General features: G+C 57.0%; 7 protein-coding genes. All 7 read right to left on the bottom strand.

Annotated features, from left to right (window positions below; genetic code table 11):
• Position 1: 1 nt before the first annotated feature.
• The 7 genes from D0Y96_RS20690 to D0Y96_RS06280 all read right to left on the bottom strand — a co-directional run bounded on the left by D0Y96_RS20690 (position 2) and on the right by D0Y96_RS06280 (position 16,840).
• Positions 2–310: a helix-turn-helix domain-containing protein gene (locus D0Y96_RS20690; protein ID WP_199480191.1), complete on the bottom strand. Its 309-nt coding sequence runs from the start codon at positions 308–310 to the stop codon at positions 2–4.
• A gap of 208 nt (positions 311–518) precedes the next feature.
• Entirely contained in the window at positions 519–2,321 is a 1,803-nt protein-coding gene (locus D0Y96_RS06255; RefSeq protein WP_147324942.1) for a hypothetical protein, read from the bottom strand.
• A gap of 583 nt (positions 2,322–2,904) precedes the next feature.
• Positions 2,905–7,311, bottom strand: coding sequence for an Ig-like domain repeat protein (locus D0Y96_RS06260; RefSeq protein WP_158562254.1), 4,407 nt, complete (start codon positions 7,309–7,311; stop codon positions 2,905–2,907).
• Between the two features lie 152 nt (positions 7,312–7,463).
• Entirely contained in the window at positions 7,464–8,738 is a 1,275-nt protein-coding gene (locus D0Y96_RS06265) for a hypothetical protein (RefSeq protein WP_147324943.1), read from the bottom strand.
• Positions 8,735–10,114 (bottom strand): hypothetical protein, encoded by a 1,380-nt coding sequence (locus D0Y96_RS06270; protein ID WP_147324945.1) that lies wholly within the window; start codon positions 10,112–10,114, stop codon positions 8,735–8,737. Before D0Y96_RS06270 ends, D0Y96_RS06265 begins: the two co-directional genes overlap by 4 nt.
• A 19-nt stretch (positions 10,115–10,133) precedes the next feature.
• Complete coding sequence (locus D0Y96_RS06275; RefSeq protein ID WP_117298474.1) at positions 10,134–14,015, bottom strand: TonB-dependent receptor; 3,882 nt, start codon at positions 14,013–14,015, stop codon at positions 10,134–10,136.
• Positions 14,016–14,050: 35 nt separating this feature from the next.
• Positions 14,051–16,840, bottom strand: coding sequence for an RNA polymerase sigma factor (locus tag D0Y96_RS06280; protein WP_117298475.1), 2,790 nt, complete (start codon positions 16,838–16,840; stop codon positions 14,051–14,053).
• Between the last annotated feature and the right edge of the window lie 530 nt (positions 16,841–17,370).

The raw sequence follows: 17,370 nt of genomic DNA on the forward strand, positions 1-17,370 counted from the left end.
CTTAGCTCCCGCCAGCCGCACTAGCCTTCCGTGGTTGTGGCCGGTCAAGGTTAAGGAAGTATTGCGCTGGCTTTCCATAGAGCTGCGCAATTTGCAGGAGTTCAAAGACTTCGATGCTTCGCTCACCCATCTCGCATTTTGAGAGGAAGGAATGCGACCTGCCCATGATCGCGGAGACCTCGCGCTGCGTTAGCCCCGCTTCCTCGTGGGCAGAGATGGGCCTTTTCAGGAAACCATCGTAGAGAGCCTGATGAGGCGTCGTTCTTCCCTTCCGCAATATGCGGGTCTCCGGCTTCTTCTCTTTCTTCACTCTTCAAGAGTGGTGACGCCTGACCTAATCCCTGATAAGGGTCGGCATGGGTGGCATTCAGTTCCTTCCAGGAGGCGGCTGTGTCGAGAGAGTATAGGGAAAAGACGAGGCAGCCTGCTCCAAAGCCCAGCGCGAATAAGAACCCCTGAAGAAACACAGGCTGCCTCCTTTCTGGATGAAGAGATTTCACCCGTTGACGTTGCGTTGATTACGGCAGGTAGTACCGAAACGAGGTCCAGATGCCCTGCTCGATTGCCTTCGGAGCGTAGCCGGGGAGTGTGGCCCAGATGCCGCGCGTGGTGTAGCTGTACTGGAAGCCCTGACGCAGACGGCCCTTGGGTCCGCGGTAAAAGTCGAACCAGTAACCGAGGGTGCCTTCCTGTACGTCGCGGGTGGTGCCGGTGCAGCTCGCGCCGCTCGACGGGAAGGTCGGCCCGCCCGGTGTCAGGTTCTCTGAGCCGCATCCCGAGTTGGTTTCGCTTCCGGGAACGCCGTAGCCCTGGTACTTGCCCGCCGTATTTTGATAGGTCATCCTGCCGATGTAGTCGCCGCCGTAGTAGGCATACACCGAGAGGCGCGGTGTAGCGGCCCAGTCGAGCGAGGCAAGAGCCGACAGACTCTTCAGCGGCTCGAAGGTGCCATCGGGCTTGACCGTCACGTCCGCGATGGTGGAATCGCCATAGCGGCCAGTACCGGAGCCGTACATTCCCTTGAGGCCGAGGCTGAGCTTCTTCTTGGCGACCGGAACACGGGCGCTCGCGCCGATGCCGCCGCCCCAGACGGTGCTGGTGAAGGCCGAGGACGTAGTGCTGTTGTACACGCGGTCGCGGAAGGAGCGGCCGATACCGAAGATTTCGTAGTGGCCGACGCCCGGATCGAAGGCGGCCTTGACGATGAAGTCCGGCGTCTTGCTGATGGCGTACTGCGTCGCCTGGCCGAGAGAGCCGGTGGTGTCGGTGCCACCGGTGTTGGTCAGGCCGGAGCTGGAGCCGGGGTTCGCATAGATATACGTGATGCCGGGGTTGACGTTGCCGAGGGTTCCGCCAGGACCGAGCACCTGTGGGTTCTCCAAAGCGACGCCAACGACAACCTTGTCCCCGATGTTCCTGGTGACGCGAAATCCGTACTGACGGGTCCAGACGAAGCCGGGGTTATAGTTCGGGTCGATCGTCTGCGGAGTCAGGATATCGCCGGAGAGGTTCGAGAGCCCCTTGGCATCTTCCGTGGCGAGCGACCACATCTGCCCGCCTGCGACGCCCCATCCATTGTTGAGCAAAGCCTGGCCCCAGATGACGCGCTGGCGGAAGACGTAGCTGTTGGACTGGTTGTTGTTCGAGGTGATGCCGGTGCCGAGCCAGTCCGCCTCCCAGTACCCACGCATCGTGCCCCAGGTGGTCTTGCCTTCGCCCATCAGCGCGATGCGCGACTGACGGCTGGTGCCGTCGAACTCGCTCAGGTGATAGCCTTCGGCCTGCGGGAACGGGATCGAGGTGAACGGCGTGGGGATGTCCGCGCCGGTGGAGTGCGCACGCCATACCGTTTCACCCGCGACATAGCTTCCAGCCGGTGAGAGCGTCACGCCCTTATAGTGCAGTACGTCGGGATGATCGAGCGTTTCGTTCGTCTTCTTCTGCTCGGCCAGAATCTTCTTCTGGCCGTCCGCGGCCTGTTGGACGATCACGGAGGTGCTGGCTTTTAGATCGCTCACAGAGGTCTGAAGACCGCTCACCGCCTGGCTGTTCTCTCCAAGCCCCTGCTGCACGGCGTCGCTCTTTTTCTCCGCCTCATCCGCTCTCGCCTGGGCTGCGGCAGACGCATCCTTCGCCTGCTGCAACTGCTCCTTCATCGCATCCAACTGACGCTGGAGCTGCAACATCTGCTCCGTAACCTGGTCCAGACGTTTCTGTTCTTCGGTCTCCGGCTTCTCTTTCTTCGGAGCTGTCGTACTCTGCGCCTGCCCTGCGACAACGCTTGCCGCAAGCAGCAATGCGCTTAATACTCTCTTGCTCATGTTCATCGTCTCTTTCTCCTTGTCGTGCGATTGAAAAAAGGCAAAGCCTTCCCGTGGTCGCTGAGGTGGGTCAGCGAGCCGAGCCTGTCAAGCTGTCATGTTGTGTCTGCTGCCTACACTTGAAAATCGGCGTCGAGCCGGAGTCGGTACGACGCCGCAGTGGAGGTTCTATGCGGAGATCTTTTTCACGGTCTCTCTACACTCCCTCGCGGGACTTGATGCGGAACCGGAAATTCGTGCAGCAGTATCTCGGCAGGGGTACAAACCACTCCGTCACCCTCCAATTCATCCGACTCCGTGGCCTTTGCCTACAGAACTCCTTGCAGCCGGAACGGATTTGAGGGCGCGGGTGTCTTCAACCTGGAGGCAGGACGAGTGGCCCATGCCCCGATCAATACCGGCAACAGAACCGTCATTGCACAGGCAGCGCCGATTCATAACAGATTCAGTATCCCCGCTGCGACGATACGAGAAGCCACGGTCGTCAGCCACAAGTGAATCCCGAGTTTCCATCCCGCACCGAATATCGTTGGCCTCTCTTCAGCGAAACAAGTGGAGGCCCCGACAGGGGCCTCCACCACTTCTACTGAATCGTGATGTTGAGATTGACCGTCTGCGACTGGCTTCCGGCTGAGCCTGCCCCCGTCACCGTGATCTTCGACGTGCCGGTAGCGGCGTTCTGCGAGCTGCCACCGTTACCGCCACCGCACCCGGAGAGCCCCACGAGACCTGCAGTGAGCAGGCCAAGCATTAGCAGTGGCAGGTACAAGCCAACCCGCTTCCTGCGCGCCGCGAAGCCCCACAACAGCAGACCGCTCGGAAGGAAGAGGAATGCGAGTGACCGCATCGAACCGTTCCGTCCTGCGCCGTCAGCGTGAACTGCCGATGCTGCCGCCGTAGCTGCTCCGCTGGTCGTGATCGTCAACGTGCTCTGCACCGCATCGTTCTTGCCGTCAGCTGTAAGGCTGGCCGGCGAGAAGCTGCACGTTACGTTTGCGGGGAGAGTTCCGCAGCTCAGCGCCACCGTGCCCGTGTAACCATACGTCGGAACCAGCGTGATGATCGCCGCTCCACTCTGGCCGCTTGTAAGCGTCAGGTTGGCCGGCGTCGCGCTCAGGGTGAAGGAGGGCGTCGGCGCTCCGACCGTCAAGGATGCAGCGGTCGAGCCTGAACCGCTGTAGTTGACGTCGCCGGAATACTCCGCCGTCACAGAGTACGTGCCTGCATTGAGGGTCGCTATGGAGAAGGTTGCGATTCCACCGTTCAGGGTGCTCGTCGAACTGGGAATCTGCTGACCTCCGTTGTAGAAGGTGACGGTTCCCGTCGGTGTGATTGTTGTGGATGTCGAGGCAGGCGCGACTGTCGCGGTAAAGGTCACGTTGTTGCCCTGCTGCACAGCGGAGGATGAAAGCGTCAGCGAAGTCGTGCTCATCGCCAAAGCCGTGCTCACATTGACCGTCTCCGAAGACGAAGTGGAACCCGTGTAAGAGGAGTTGCCCTGATAGATAGCCACCACAGGATAGGCTCCGGCCTTAGTGAAGGTGGTCGTGAATGTGGCCACTCCGCCTGCGTTCAACGATCCGGTGCCCAGCACGTTTGAGTCTGACTGGAAGGTCACGACGCCAGTAGGTATGCCGGTTGATCCGCTTGTAGTGTTTGTCACCGTTGCAGTAAAGGTTACGGGCTGGGTGGTAGAAGCCGTTGTCGTAGATGCCGTCAGCGCCGTGGCCGTAGATGCCGACGGAGGTGCGACGGTCAGCGACAACGCCGAGGACGTAGAGGTTGTAAATCCATTCCCTCCCTCGAAGACCGCCGTCACCGAATCCGCACCTTGAGGCAGTAAGGAGGTTGGGCAACTCGCTGAACCGCTACCCAGCGTTGCGCTGCACAGGACCAGAGTCCCGTTGTTGTAGAAGGTCACTGTTCCGGTCGGCTGTGCGCTGCTTCCCGTTGCTGCGACCATAGCCGTCAGCGTCAACGTCTGTCCGGAAACAGGATTGAGGTTGGATGAAGTGGGCGTGCTCGTCGTCGTCCCCACCGGAGTCACCGACACCGAGGCTGTACCTGATGAGGAAGCGAAGGTGTTGCTCGGATCGTTATAGGTTGCTGTCACCGTATCTGTCACCTGATTCGACCCGCCGGGAAGCAGAGTGGTGGTGAATGTTGCACTGCCGCCGCTGAGTGTGGCCGGCGAACCTAGAGTTGTGCTTCCCGCTGTAAAGGTCACTGTTCCAGTCGGGACGGTGTTGCCTACCTGCGCAGCAACATTCACTGTGAACGTGTAGCTGCTGCCGTAGGTGATATTGCCGGTTGGGGGTGTGATCATCGTCGTCGTAGCAGGCAAACCTACTTTGACCGTGGCGGACATCGCTGGCATTGTGGAGGATGCCTGGAAGAGACCGTCCGTACTGCCGCTATAGGTCGCAGTGATGGTGTCCGTGCCCACAGGCAAAGTAGTGACGTTGTTCAACGTGGCCACGGCGGTAGTGCCACTGCCGGAAGTAACCGCGACGGGACTCCCAAGGGCCATCGCAGCACCGCCATTGAAGGCGTAGTAAAACTGCACAGTGCCGGTGGTGGGAGCGGTCGTGCCGGAGGCGGCTGAGACCATCGCGCTGAGGGTCACGCTCGCACCATCGGCGGGGGCAGTGGGCGAAGCTGAGACAGCCATCGTGGTGTTGATCGGTGCCTCTACAGTCACTTGCACAGCATTAGAGGTGGAAGGATTGTAGGTGGTAGAACCAGCATAGCTGGCGGTGTACGTGGCCGTGCCAGCCGTGGATGGGGCTGTGGTTTGCAGCGACGCCGAGCCTCCGCTCAGTGCTTGCTGGCCGATTACGGTGTTGCCATTTTTGAAGGTAACAGTACCATCGCCTGGGCTCCCGGAAGTTGACTTCACCGTGGCGGTGACGGTGACGGTTGCGCTCGTTGCAGCGGGATTTGGTGTTGCGGTCAGCGCCGTCGTCGATGCCGCGCCGTTGACCGTTACCAGTACTTGCGTGGATTGTGATGGGGCGTAGTTTGAATCGCCACTATAAGCGGCGTAGATGAGGTTGTTGCCGGTAGGCAGAATACTGTTGAAGCTGATGTTGAAGCTGTTGCCATTCGCTACCAACGGCGCGGACACGGGGAGAGCGGCGCCGTTGCTGTACAACACGACTTGGCCGGTCACGGGCGCTGACTGCCCAAGTCCGAAACTCAGTCTGAAGTTGGCATTAACCATTGTGCCGGCGTCAGCAGTATTGCCCGGATAGGGTGAAACAAAAGTCAACTTGCTCTGTGTCTTTGCCGCGTCGGTCGAACTTTCCCCGACTAACTGAATCGTGTTCGTCCCATTGGTGTTGACGGAATTGCTGGTGACAGTAAGCGTCCCGGTGGCAGTCGACGAACCGGCTGTATACGAAATCTGAATTTCGCAGCTTTGGCCGGGCGCAAGTGAGGGTGTGGCGCTGCAATCTGAAATCCCCGCAGGGAGCGTGGATAAGGGAACGACGTTAAATGCAGAGGAGGAGACAGCCAGGCCGCTTATCTTCAGGTCAGTTGCATGACCGCCAGTGGTGTCCGGGCTTGCCGTGTTATAGATGGCAATGGTCTGCGTTGTCTGCGTTGGAGTGAAATAGAGCGAAGACGTGGATACATTCGATTCACGCAACAGACCGAATTGATCTGGCATGAAGAAATTGCCTTGCGGATCCACCGCGATTGCAGTCGGGCCGGCTGCCGTTGTTGCAGTGTCGGCTGCACAGCCGTCGTTATACTGATCTACCGGGGTGGAGCAAGTGTACGTGCTGTCGTCGCCCGTCTTCCCATATACAGTAACCAGGTTTCCAGAGAGATCGATTTTGTCGACGGTACTTGTATCCGCTATATACAGACTCCCGGCATTATCAATGGCTACCCCGGTGGGGGAGATCTGGACCTGACTCGCGGACCTGGGAGTAAAGAAAGAATTGGTGCGGTTCGTGCCTCCGCCGACAACCTGGTACACAAAACCCGAAGTCAGGTTGCTCAATCCAGGCACTGAGCCTGACCCTGTATAAAGCACCCAGACTGAACCAGTGCCGTGGTCAGGAATGTAGATATTCCCTGAAGAGTCACTGGCTATGCTGCCATTAGGATTCTGAAAACTGAATTGCGAAGCCTGGCGGCCACTGGCAGAAACGCCGTTCTCTCCCGAGATGGTATAGACATACCCTGTCGTGGGATTGGAAATCCCCGGCAGACTGCCGCTTGCGAAAATAGCGAGCAGAGCTGCATGGCTGGTATTTGTGTCATAGATAGGAAAGTAGATATTTCCATTCGGGTCGACTGCAACGCCGAAATAGGGAAGGCTGATCGGGGTGCTTGTTGCCAGGCCACTTTGCCCAGTGTAGTTATAGTTGTCGGCAACGCCGGCGACCGCATAGATATAGCCTTGCATCAGGCCCGTCAGGCCGGGAATAGAACCCGTTCCTCCATAGACCACACGAATGAGGCCCGCATTTCCGTCCGCGATGTACACGTTACCGTTGGCGTCGACCGCCAGACCTGCGACGCCCCCACCTTCAAAAACAGCCTGTGTTGCCAGACAGCCGTCGCCGTAGGCATCGCCTGTAGGGGCCGCGGGAGGACTGCAACTGGAAGAGACCGGGTTCGGAGAAAAGTAGTTCGCGTCCGCGGGATTTAGGTCCAAACCGGTGCCAGCCACCGTATACACATAGCCAGCCTGGGGGGTCACGCCGGGTAAAGTTGGAATCGCGCCGTTGCCCGAAGCGATGACGCGGACGATATTTCCGCCTGCATCTGCTATGTAGATGTTCCCGTTCTTATCCGTCGCCTCGGATACGAAGCCGCTTGGTGATTGTGGGACGAGACCGATGGCAGGCCCAACGTAGTTGGCGGGGGATATGGCTAAGTCGAAGACTGAGGTATACCCCGCAGCTCCCTGTATCGATCCTGCGACAAGATCCGTGAGTCCGGGTTGAAAAGCCAGCGTCTGCGCGCCACACATGCCACTTAACATGACAAGCGACGTCAACAATGTGACGGCTTGCGCAAGTCGATACACCCTCAATTTCCAAATCTGCTGCATGAACTTACCCTCCCAAGGCTGTTGCATGTCGTTGTTGCATAAACTTCAGAAAAGAACCTGCGCGAGATCGGTCATTGTTGAAACAAAATCCATCCCGATTCAATGCCTGATCCTGTCTCCGCCAGCACAAAGATGGTGTATTTCCCGCCGACCTGAGTCACGATCGCGTATGCGGGGTCGTTCTGTCCGGCGCTGTTGGGACCGGTAAAGAGGTAGGTAGCCGAGGGGAAATAGCCGTTGTTTACGCTGTCCTGCGTACCGAGAGTGATGTTGAACGTGTTGACGGAAGTCTGTGTTGGATCATTCGATGGAAACGCTCCGCCAACAAGCCTGATACTCTTCCCGGAGCCATCCGCCGCTGCGGAAGCAGAGACCAGCTGCGGCGCGGAAAGATTCGCCTGGTTTGCTGTTCCTTCTCCTCCGGACATATTCACCCCAAGAAAAGCGGCTCCGCTCAGGCCGGACAAGTCGATGGGCGATGCGGGCATGGCTGCCCCGATAAAGGCCATCTGATCGCTTTGGTAACGGTCTTCGACAAAAAAACCGGACGGCCCGATAGCAAAATTTGCGGGCAGTGAGTTCGGTTCGGTAATGGTTGTCTGGATTGATGAAAACCCGGAGTTGCCGGTGCAGGCACCGTTGAAAGGATCAGGTGTAGGCGAGATGGAGCCGATGGCTGGGAGCGATATGCTCGGCAGGATGTATTGGAGCTGCCCGCCAAATGTCCAGTTCATTCCGTTGCTGTCAGTGGATACGTAAACCAGTCCTGAGCCAACATTCGTTTCGTTGACACCAGGTGTCTGGAAGTTCGCATTTCCGGAGCCGAGGTATTCCAACTTCGTCCTGTCAGGAATTACCGGGCACGAAGGAGCTGTGATTGCGAAGATTGCGTTTCCCGTCAACGGAAAGCGACCATTGACTGACTCGGCCGCTGGAACCAGCAAGACCGCGCGACTGAGCTGCTCCAACGCATAACCCGCTAGGCTTCCCGCGCTTGTACTCAGAACCATGAAGCCGTTTGCGGTTGTAGTGAAGGTGCCGGAGACAGCGGGAGTATTTGCGGAAAGGTCCTGATAGCTGAAGGTGTTGCTCGTGTGATCGATGGTGATCGTGTACCAGCCAGGGCTCTGCGTGCCAACGTAAATATTCTTCTGAGCAGTAGCAGGAGGAGTCGATGGCGGCCATGTGGCTCCGGCGGAATTGGCGCTGGAGGAGCCTCCAGAGCTGCAACCTGCAACCGCGAGTGCTACTCCTGTTGCAATCGCAACAAGAAGCCCACCAGAGGATGAGATTCGTTTTCTTTTTGTCTTGTTAGTCATGCGTCGATCTCGCTTCTCCGGTTTCACTGCTGATAGAGGTAAAGGCCAAACGGCGCTTGTTGTATTGGGTTCTGACCGATCAGGAAGATGACGAACTTGTTGTCGGGATTCCCGGCCACTGCGACTGCTGGAAAACTGCACGTAAGACTGCCACCGGCTGTCATGCCGGGGCTGCCACCGTATTTAGCGCAAGTACCTGCGACAGTGCTCGTGTCCGGCATCGTCACTCTCACGCCGGTGTACAGACCGTTCTGCGATGCGCTCTGGGCTCCCAGGTTCACGACGACGTTCGTTGCGGGCATTTGTGACGGATCATCTTTCGGGAACACGCCGCCGGTCATTGTCGTGCCGGCACCGGGAGTGATCGTCCCGAAGGAAATGAGCTGTGTAGTTTGAGTCTGGTCGGCTGAATTGGAATTCGGCAGGGACTGATACATGAATCCGAGATATTTGCCGGCAGCAAGACCATTGGTGTCCAGTGCGGACGAAGGAGCGGCTACGCCTACAAGAGGTTGCTGAGGATAGTTGTTTGGCGCATTGATATTAGTGACCGCCGCTCCTGTCGCAGACTCGGTGAAGAGACCGCCCGGACTTACCGAGATCGTCGGGCTGTAATATGGCGTTTTTGCCGTAGGAAGAATGCTGATGCCATAGCCGATGTTGTAGCCGTTGATGCCCTGACCGCATGTGCCCGAGAACGACGTCGGATAACTCGGCGGAGAGCCGCTTCCTGTCAGCAGCGATTGGCTCTGACTCGAGAAACTCCAGCTGACGCCTGTCGTATCCGTGGCGGCCTGCACCGTTCCATAAGCTGCCGATGTGGCATTGTTCCAGAACAGTCCAGGCAGGGCGACAAAAAGGAATGTTTCATTGTTCTTGATGGCAGGGCAGCTTTCCATGTCAGCAGCAATCACCGGCGCGAACGTAGAATCGCCAGGCCGGAGAAGCGCAGCTTCACCAGGGAGCACGAGTGAATACCCCTGTCCCTCTCCTGCTGGTGGCTGTCCAGAGCTGGTCAGCAACAGATAGCCGTTGTCGCTTGAATAGGTTCCCGTAACAGGAAGTACGTCGCTGGAATATGCGTCATTGTGCCTGAAAGAACTCTCGGTCGAGCTCAGCACCAGGCTCCAGGAAGGAACGCTCCCAAGTGCTCCATAGGTCGCCTGGATCATATTGCTGACACCTTGATAGGTGCGAACCGTGCCCCCATTGGAAGGCATTGGAGTTGCCGGTGTAGCATTGCCGCATCCGCTCAGTACTACGCCGCACAGCAGCAATGAAGCATGGAGAACATTCGTTACATTGCGGCAGCGCCATTTTCTTAACCCTTGCGCGTCGATGCTCTCGCCTACCACTCTTCTATCTCCGTTCCAAATCCGTCCCATCGACTTGAACTCACACATAATTACCTTCCCTACCCGGCTAAAATGCATACTTAAGACCAAACTGCATCGTGCGCGGACGATGCGCGTCGATCGGATGAAGAAAGGAACTTCCCGTTAAGCAGTCCGTGCCATTGCCGCCGGCAGCGGAGTAGTGTGTACCGTAATCGCCATAGCAGCTCACCGTGTTGTTTGCCTGATTGCCGAGTGTCGAGTCGTAAATTCGGAATTGCGTCTGATTGAAGACGTTGAAGGCTTCCGCGCGAAACTCGAAGTTGCTTCCTTCCCTGAGTGAAAACACCTTCACGAGCGTCATATCGAAATTCAACCGGCTCGGGTTATTGAGCGAATTGCGCCCTGCATTGCCGAAGGTGAAGCCGCGTGGCGCTACAAAAGCGGCTGGATTGAGCAACAGTGGTCCAATGCTTCGGCTGTTATTGCCTGCGGCGGGAGCCGCTGAACGCGCGGATATTCCCGAGAGGTCAGGGTATGAACCTGAACCCGTAGAATTGGCCACTCCGGCGTTGTCCTGTGTCGCAATGCCGCTCGGGCTGCCGTTATTCACCACAGAGAACGGCGTACCTGTTTCGTAGAGAGTCAATCCGGACAACTGCCAGTGGTCGGTGAGTAATTTCCCGATATGCGAGTTGAGATAGCCGGACGCGGGACGGTCGTTTGCCTGGCGTTCCGAATCGGGATCGCCGTCGATGCTGGCGAGAAGATGCTGAAGGAAGCGGCGAAGCGGAAGATCGTAGATGTAGCTGATATGTAGTAAGTGCCGCTGATCGAAGTTAGAGCTGGCGCGGTTGGAACGCAGGTCGAACGAATTTACAAAGGTCGCGTCGGAGCGATCGGAAGAATTGTCGAGCGAATGGCTATACGTGTAGGACACGCCCATGAACAGAGGCCCTTGAGTACGGCGAAGCACCGACTGAAATGCGTTATAGTTCGAGGTCGCCACGTTCTGGAGCGAGAATATCTGGCCCATGCCGGGATACGCTTCTCGCAAAACATTGGGATCGACATTACATGCCGCTTGCAGATTCACCCTTGCCGCATTGGTTATGGGGTTGCCGTTGTGCAGCAGCCCGGTTGTGCTGCTGCAATCCGACGTGAGAAAGGGATCGCCAGGACCATAAGGGTTTTGTCCACTTGCGATCGGCTTGAGTTGGTTGATCTGCTCTTCGGCCGTCAGGTGTGTTCCCTTGCCGCCCACGTATGCCCCTGTGAGCAGCATGTTCCACGGAAGCTGCCGCTCGATGCTGAAACTCCATTGCTGGATATAAGGCCACACTGCCTGCGTGGGAATTGCGGTTACGTTCAAGGGAAATGCGACCGGGCCTGATGTCCCCGCATACGGCGATGGAGCCCCATTGGCACCTGCACCAATACTTGCAAAAGACGTGTTGTACTGCGTCATATCGAGAACCATCGGAGCGCTGCCTTCAAGCGATCCTGTGTTGGCCTCGTCTGCGGTGCCGTGCTCGAAGAATATGCCGTAGCCAGCCCGGATGGAGTTTTTGCCATTGCCGAACGGGTCCCAGGCGAAGCCTATGCGCGGAGCCGGACTCCATAGATGTCCATCCATGCAGCTCGCGGGAACGCCATTTACCCCACATCGCACGATGCCGTTCCTGACGCGTGGGTCGAGGTCCTGGGATGGGTTGATCGCATTCAGAGGGATCGGTTTGGAAGTCAAACCATCGACCAGGTTACCAAGAGATGGATTCACGGTCACAGTGGCAGCCAACCCTGCGCTCCAGGCCGATGGAACAAAATTGTATGCATTGTGATTGGCTGTGTAATAGGTTCCGAAAAGACTGACGCGCAGACCGAGATTCACAGTCAGCCGCGACGTAATCTTCCAGTCGTCCTGGACGTACGGCTCAACAATCTGATACCTCTGCCGATACTTCGTTTGCGTGCTGTCTTGCTGGAAGCTCGAGACGTTGCTATTCAGAAAGTCGGCGAATGAGTTTCCCGTGGAGAAGAGAGCTTTGACATTGCTGAACGTCATCACGCCCTGAGGCTCGCCAGTTGCAGCTCCAATGGGACCGTTGGTTTGATTCCTCTGAAAGACGATCCACTGCGCGCCGAATTGAAAATTATGCTTTCGCCAGGTTTTGGTTATGTTGTCAATAAAGCTGTATGTTGGATTCGAATGTTCCCAGGGCATATAGCCCGGGTCCGAGGCGAAACCGTATCCACCATACTCGGCATTGTTGCCGGCGATAGCGATACCGGGCATCTTCGGAATGCCGTTCAGGCCCGCGTTATTATTGCCGGGAAAGAGTGACCCCATGCCACATTCCTGGGTGCCAGTGCCATTGAGAGCACACGGAGCATCGAGTTCGGGCGGGCGCTGCAAATCGACGCCTCTGCCCGGCACATCCGACAACGTGAGATAGGAATTGGTATAGCTCGCAATAAATTCGTTGAGCAGTGAAGGCGAGAAAATATAGGTAGAGCGAGCTACAAGGCTCAAGCCCGGACCATAAAATCTGTTCTGAATAGTTGGGAAATTATTTGTAACAAAACCATACTGAGGAATGGCAGTAGTCTCGTCCCATTCGTCGTGAATATAGCGAAAGCCAATTTGGGCCTTCTCGTTGACTTGATGATCGATGCGGAAGAGCTCTTCACGCCAATATGTTGGTAGATAGACTTCGGCGTTGTAACAGGAGCCGATGGATGACGTACAGCCGGTAGTCGCATTGGGCTCAGGAATAATGCCGGTATTCAATAGAGCGGCAGCATTTCGATTAGGGATGGAGTAATTTCCGGGAAAGGTTCCCGTCGAGTACAGACCGGAATTGAATATCCCATGGATACGGGGACAATCCGGATAGTTCGCGGGATTGAACCCCACTTCAACTCCCGGCGCCGCAGCCGGACACACGTCGCTAAAATTGCCCGCACGCTCAGCGAGCGAGGGTACGCCTTGCCGATATGGGTAAGGATCTTTTTCGAGCCGCATCTCTTCCGAGAAGAAGAAGTGTGTCTTGCCCCTGGCGTTGTAGAGGTGCGGAATCGAGAGCGGACCACCAATAGTTCCACCGAAATCATTGCGGCGATAGAGCGGCGCGCCGTTGGTCACATCGAAGTAGCCTTTGGCGTTGAACATCTCATTGCGGATGAACTCGTAGAGATTGCCGTGATACTGGTCGGTGCCGGACTTGGTGGTGACGATGGAAGTGCCGTCGCCGGTGCTTGGGTACTGCGCGCCATAGTTGGAGGTCAATACCTTGATCTCCTGAATAGCATCGATGCTGGGCGTGACAATTAGCGAGGTATGGTCTTTGTTGATACCGACGTTCAGCGTCTCGGAGCCGTCCACGAGAAACGCGTTGTACTCGGTACGTCCACCGTTGATGGAGTAGCTGACGCTTCCGGCCATCCCGACGCGGGCCTCGTCCTGGCCGGTCTGGTTGCTGACACCGGGCGCGAGCGCCAGGAACTGAGAATAGTTGCGACCATTGAGCTGGATACCAGCGACTTCCTTCCCGGTAATCGTGCCGCTCACTTCCGCATTCTCGGTGTTGACTTGGGATACGGACGACGCCCCTGCATCAACGTTCACTGTCGATTGGGCTGAACCGACCGCCAGTTGGACATCATAGACAAATGCCTGTCCCATCCCGAGACTGACATTGTTCACGGCGGCCTTGAACCCCGGAGCGTCGATCTCGATCTGATATTGCCCCGCCGTGAGATAGGGGATGGTATACGCGCCGGAGACATCCGACCTGGTTTCAAACTTAACCCCGGTATCCTGGTTAAGAAGCTGCACTTGAGCATTCGGGATGGAGGCTCCCTGCTGGTCTGTAACGTGTCCGGTAAATCTTGCATTCTGCCCCCAGGCAGAGTGGCAACCTGTCAGAATCAGGACACACATCAGGCAATGTAAAAATGATCGGCGCATTTCCAGGGCTTTCTATGAACTGATGAAGCTGTTGTTTAATGCCTTTGGGCGTCGTTGCTATCCGCCTGGCGAACAGCCACGCGCAGACGCCTTACGGAGGCAAGAAGGTCTGGAACGATTGCGTCCGCAGTCCTTGCCGAATCACCATTGCCTGAGATCAACTCTTTGCAAAGGTGAATGTTCTGCTCTGCCTCATTCCTGAGAGAACCCGCCACGTCATTAGGAGCACGGTTGGCATCCCCTGCCGGGATGCCGAGTTCGGCGACCAGCTTGTCCTCTTCGTCCAGAGACGAGAGAAGGCTGGCCTGATGCCTGGCAAGTAATTGAGTAAGAGCACCGTGGGCTTCCGGCGTGAGTCGCTGATCCTGGTCAAAGCGTTGCAGTAAATCATCAATGGCCTTTCCGTCCTGCGTGAGCGAAGCCGCGTCGTTGAAAAGCTGGACCGAGATGCGACGAACGTCCTCGCGGCTTCGGCCTTTGTCCAGCAGGTACTTCTCCAGCGGCGTTACATCGGCGATGACCGATGCAGTTTGAATTCCGGTAATTCCTTCGGTGCCGTGCGTGTGGTCGTCAAATTCCTGAAAGGTGTAGATCACGGGAATGACATGAGGGACCAGGCGCAAACGGGACTCGATTTCGTTCTTGCGCTCCGTGGTTGCGACAATTCCTTTGACCTGAACGCCGTCCGAAGAACGAACGAGGTCGATACGTTCCGTCTTGTCCGCTCCCAACTGGTTCAGGACCAGACGCGTCGCTAGCTCCGCTTCGTCCAGTTCCAGGTCGGAGAGGACATGAGGAAGATGGATAGCTGGCGCGTGCATGTGCAGAGCAGCGAGAGGCTGGCCGATCGGCTCGAACAGCTCATCGTTCATCTCGCCCCACGGCATCAGGTCGTAATTCAGCTCCGCGATTTCGACCGTTCCGGTCTGCCGGAACTCAATCGTGCGGCCCACCGGATGGAAGTCGCTCTCACGAATGGTCAACGATTCCTGCGCAATGTCTCCACCTTCGACCTGAGTGGTCAAAGTAAGCAGATTCTCGCCGGAGCGAACCACCTGATCCTTCCGTATCTGTTGATGGTCATGCCAGCTCTGGTAGCTGCCCGCCGACAAAGGCTCATCCCAGGGCACACCGGCTCCGGACAGTTTCGTGCGCAACTGATCGAGATTCGGGGTGATCGGTTGTGGCTTCAGACGCCGTTTGCCCTGGGCGTCGTGGTAGATCGAACGCTCGACAGTTTGCGTCGAGGTCCGAACCCGTATCTTTTGATAGATCACTCCAGGTTGGCTGCTTCCCGGAACGCCATGATCCCATTTCACCGACTGCGCCAAAATCTCGTGAGGGGTGATATGCGGGCGGTTCTTCCACCAGATACCGAAGCACACAAGCGAAGCCACGCCCAGAATGACTGCGCTCGTGAAGACGGGACTCAAAGAAGGAGTGAAGATACGCCTGACCCTCCGCCTCAGCCTCGTCTGCCACTTCGTTTTGGGGAGAAGAGAGGGCCTGTCCAGCGGAGAGGAGACCACTTCCTGTCGCATCGAGATCAATGCATCCTCTGCACCCGGCTCCTGCTCCGAGGCCAAAGACTCATCGTGATAAAGAACTTCGATCAGAGGCCCGTTGCCCATAAATTTCACGAGCAGCTCCAGCTTGCAGGCATCTCCCAGGAACACCTCGTAGCGAATCTCCGGTTCACTCTGCGGCGGCTCGGAGACGACAGGAATTGCCAACAGGCAGATACCCTGCTCGCTCAACACTTCAATGAATTCGATACGGGTCTCGGGATGAACCTCAACCTCAAGCCGGTTCACCGTCGAACTAATGTCGCGCGCGGCGAGGATGTGGCCGTTGACTGCAATGCTGATGGATTCTGGCCGATGATCGTATAGTTCACGGAGCCGCTGGTACGCCTTGCGGATAACGATCTTCGGTTCCGCTGCGTTTTTGCCGCTCCTCTTTCTCGACTCGGATTTCGTCCGCCGTGTCGAGGCGGTCGCATCATCGGGCGAACGCAGATCGATGCGCGGTATCTGGTGGAAGTCGTTAACGAGATCCAGGCATCGCCTGCAACTGACAATATGCGCGAGGAGAACCGTATCGAGCGGCTTCGGATTCAGGTTGGTGTATTGCTGTAACAGTTCGTCTTTCGGAAGACAGCAGGTTTGGCAGGCGTCAAAGATGGTGTTTCGCAGCTCTGCCAACAACTGCTCCAGCGGCACGGCGATCTGCCTGGGGAGTGGGTCCGGCGGCGCAGGGTGATGCAGGACCCGCATACTGGCTGCATCTTCGAGATACCGCTTCGTCTCATCACGAGCAAGCAACAACCCATTGGCCACGGCCTGTTTAGAGATGAGAGCGAGCTGCATGATCTCTTCACGGCGATAACCATGAAGAAACCGGAGGATCAGGATGCTTGCCGACTTAGCAGTTTCTTTTCGCCAGGATAGATAGGCGACGACACGGCGCAGGTCATCCTGTATATCGATCGCATCCGTGCTGGGATTTTCCCGCACCGCCAACTGGATGGAGTCGAAATCAATAATCGTCAGATGATGCAGCAGATGACGGCGGGTACGGCGCTGATGGGCGAGATGGACATACCTCAAATAGGTGTAGAGAAGCGGCTCCGCGTTCTCAGGGTCTTTGACATCCGGCTGCGCCACAATGAAACGGACAAACGTATCCTGCACCATGTCCTCGGCGGTTGCACGATTGCCCTCGGCAAACTGCAAGGCCCATCTCAGCAGCCAGTCGTATCTCGCGGCGAAAATCGCCTCCAGAGACACGACGGCTTCTTCGCGGTTTGGCTTGATGAGGTGCATGGCGTATACCTCTATCTTCCCGATGTAGGGCCTTCATACGACAACTTGCCGACAATTCACTAACCTTTCATTTAGCGGGGCCCGCGAAGCCACGATCTCCCTTGCGCATAGTTCCACGCCGTATTCTTCTAAAACATTTATTCCTGGGCACTTCCTACTTTGAAGACACGATTTGACGCAGCATCGTGCCCCCTAAACAGGGCCACGCGAATCTCGCGCCTCGTTTGTTTCAATCGGATAAAGACGCTTCTGCGGAGAGATAGCAATAGAGCGACCAGACGGATGTCATCTGTGGCGCGGAGAGCGCCTGGACACGGAATCGAGTAAGACGTTGTGGGATTGGCCGTCCTGGCTTCAGCCCGACCGTTCCTGGTTCAGCGCATCAGGCCGTTAGTCGCACTCACGTCCACACCACCGAGGAGTCCATGAGTCTTCGAGTCCCAGGTCCCGACGCAGAGAAAGAGTGAGAGAGCGTCCATAGGTGTCCGAAATGTGGATATATCGTCAACCTGAAAGACATAGGTCTTCGA

The sequence above is a fragment of the Paracidobacterium acidisoli genome, from assembly GCF_003428625.2.
GTDB classification, from domain to species: Bacteria; Acidobacteriota; Terriglobia; order Terriglobales; family Acidobacteriaceae; genus Paracidobacterium; species Paracidobacterium acidisoli.

Bases quoted from the DNA above. Each gene is read 5' to 3' on its own strand.
- D0Y96_RS06255 (WP_147324942.1), bottom strand. From the start codon at position 2,321: ATGAGCAAGAGAGTATTAAGCGCATTGCTGCTTGCGGCAAGCGTTGTC.
- D0Y96_RS06260 (WP_158562254.1), bottom strand. From the start codon at position 7,311: ATGTGTGGCGCGCAGACGCTGGCTTTTCAACCCGGACTCACGGATCTT.
- D0Y96_RS06270 (WP_147324945.1), bottom strand. From the start codon at position 10,114: ATGTGTGAGTTCAAGTCGATGGGACGGATTTGGAACGGAGATAGAAGA.
- D0Y96_RS06275 (WP_117298474.1), bottom strand. From the start codon at position 14,015: ATGCGCCGATCATTTTTACATTGCCTGATGTGTGTCCTGATTCTGACA.
- D0Y96_RS06280 (WP_117298475.1), bottom strand. From the start codon at position 16,840: ATGCACCTCATCAAGCCAAACCGCGAAGAAGCCGTCGTGTCTCTGGAG.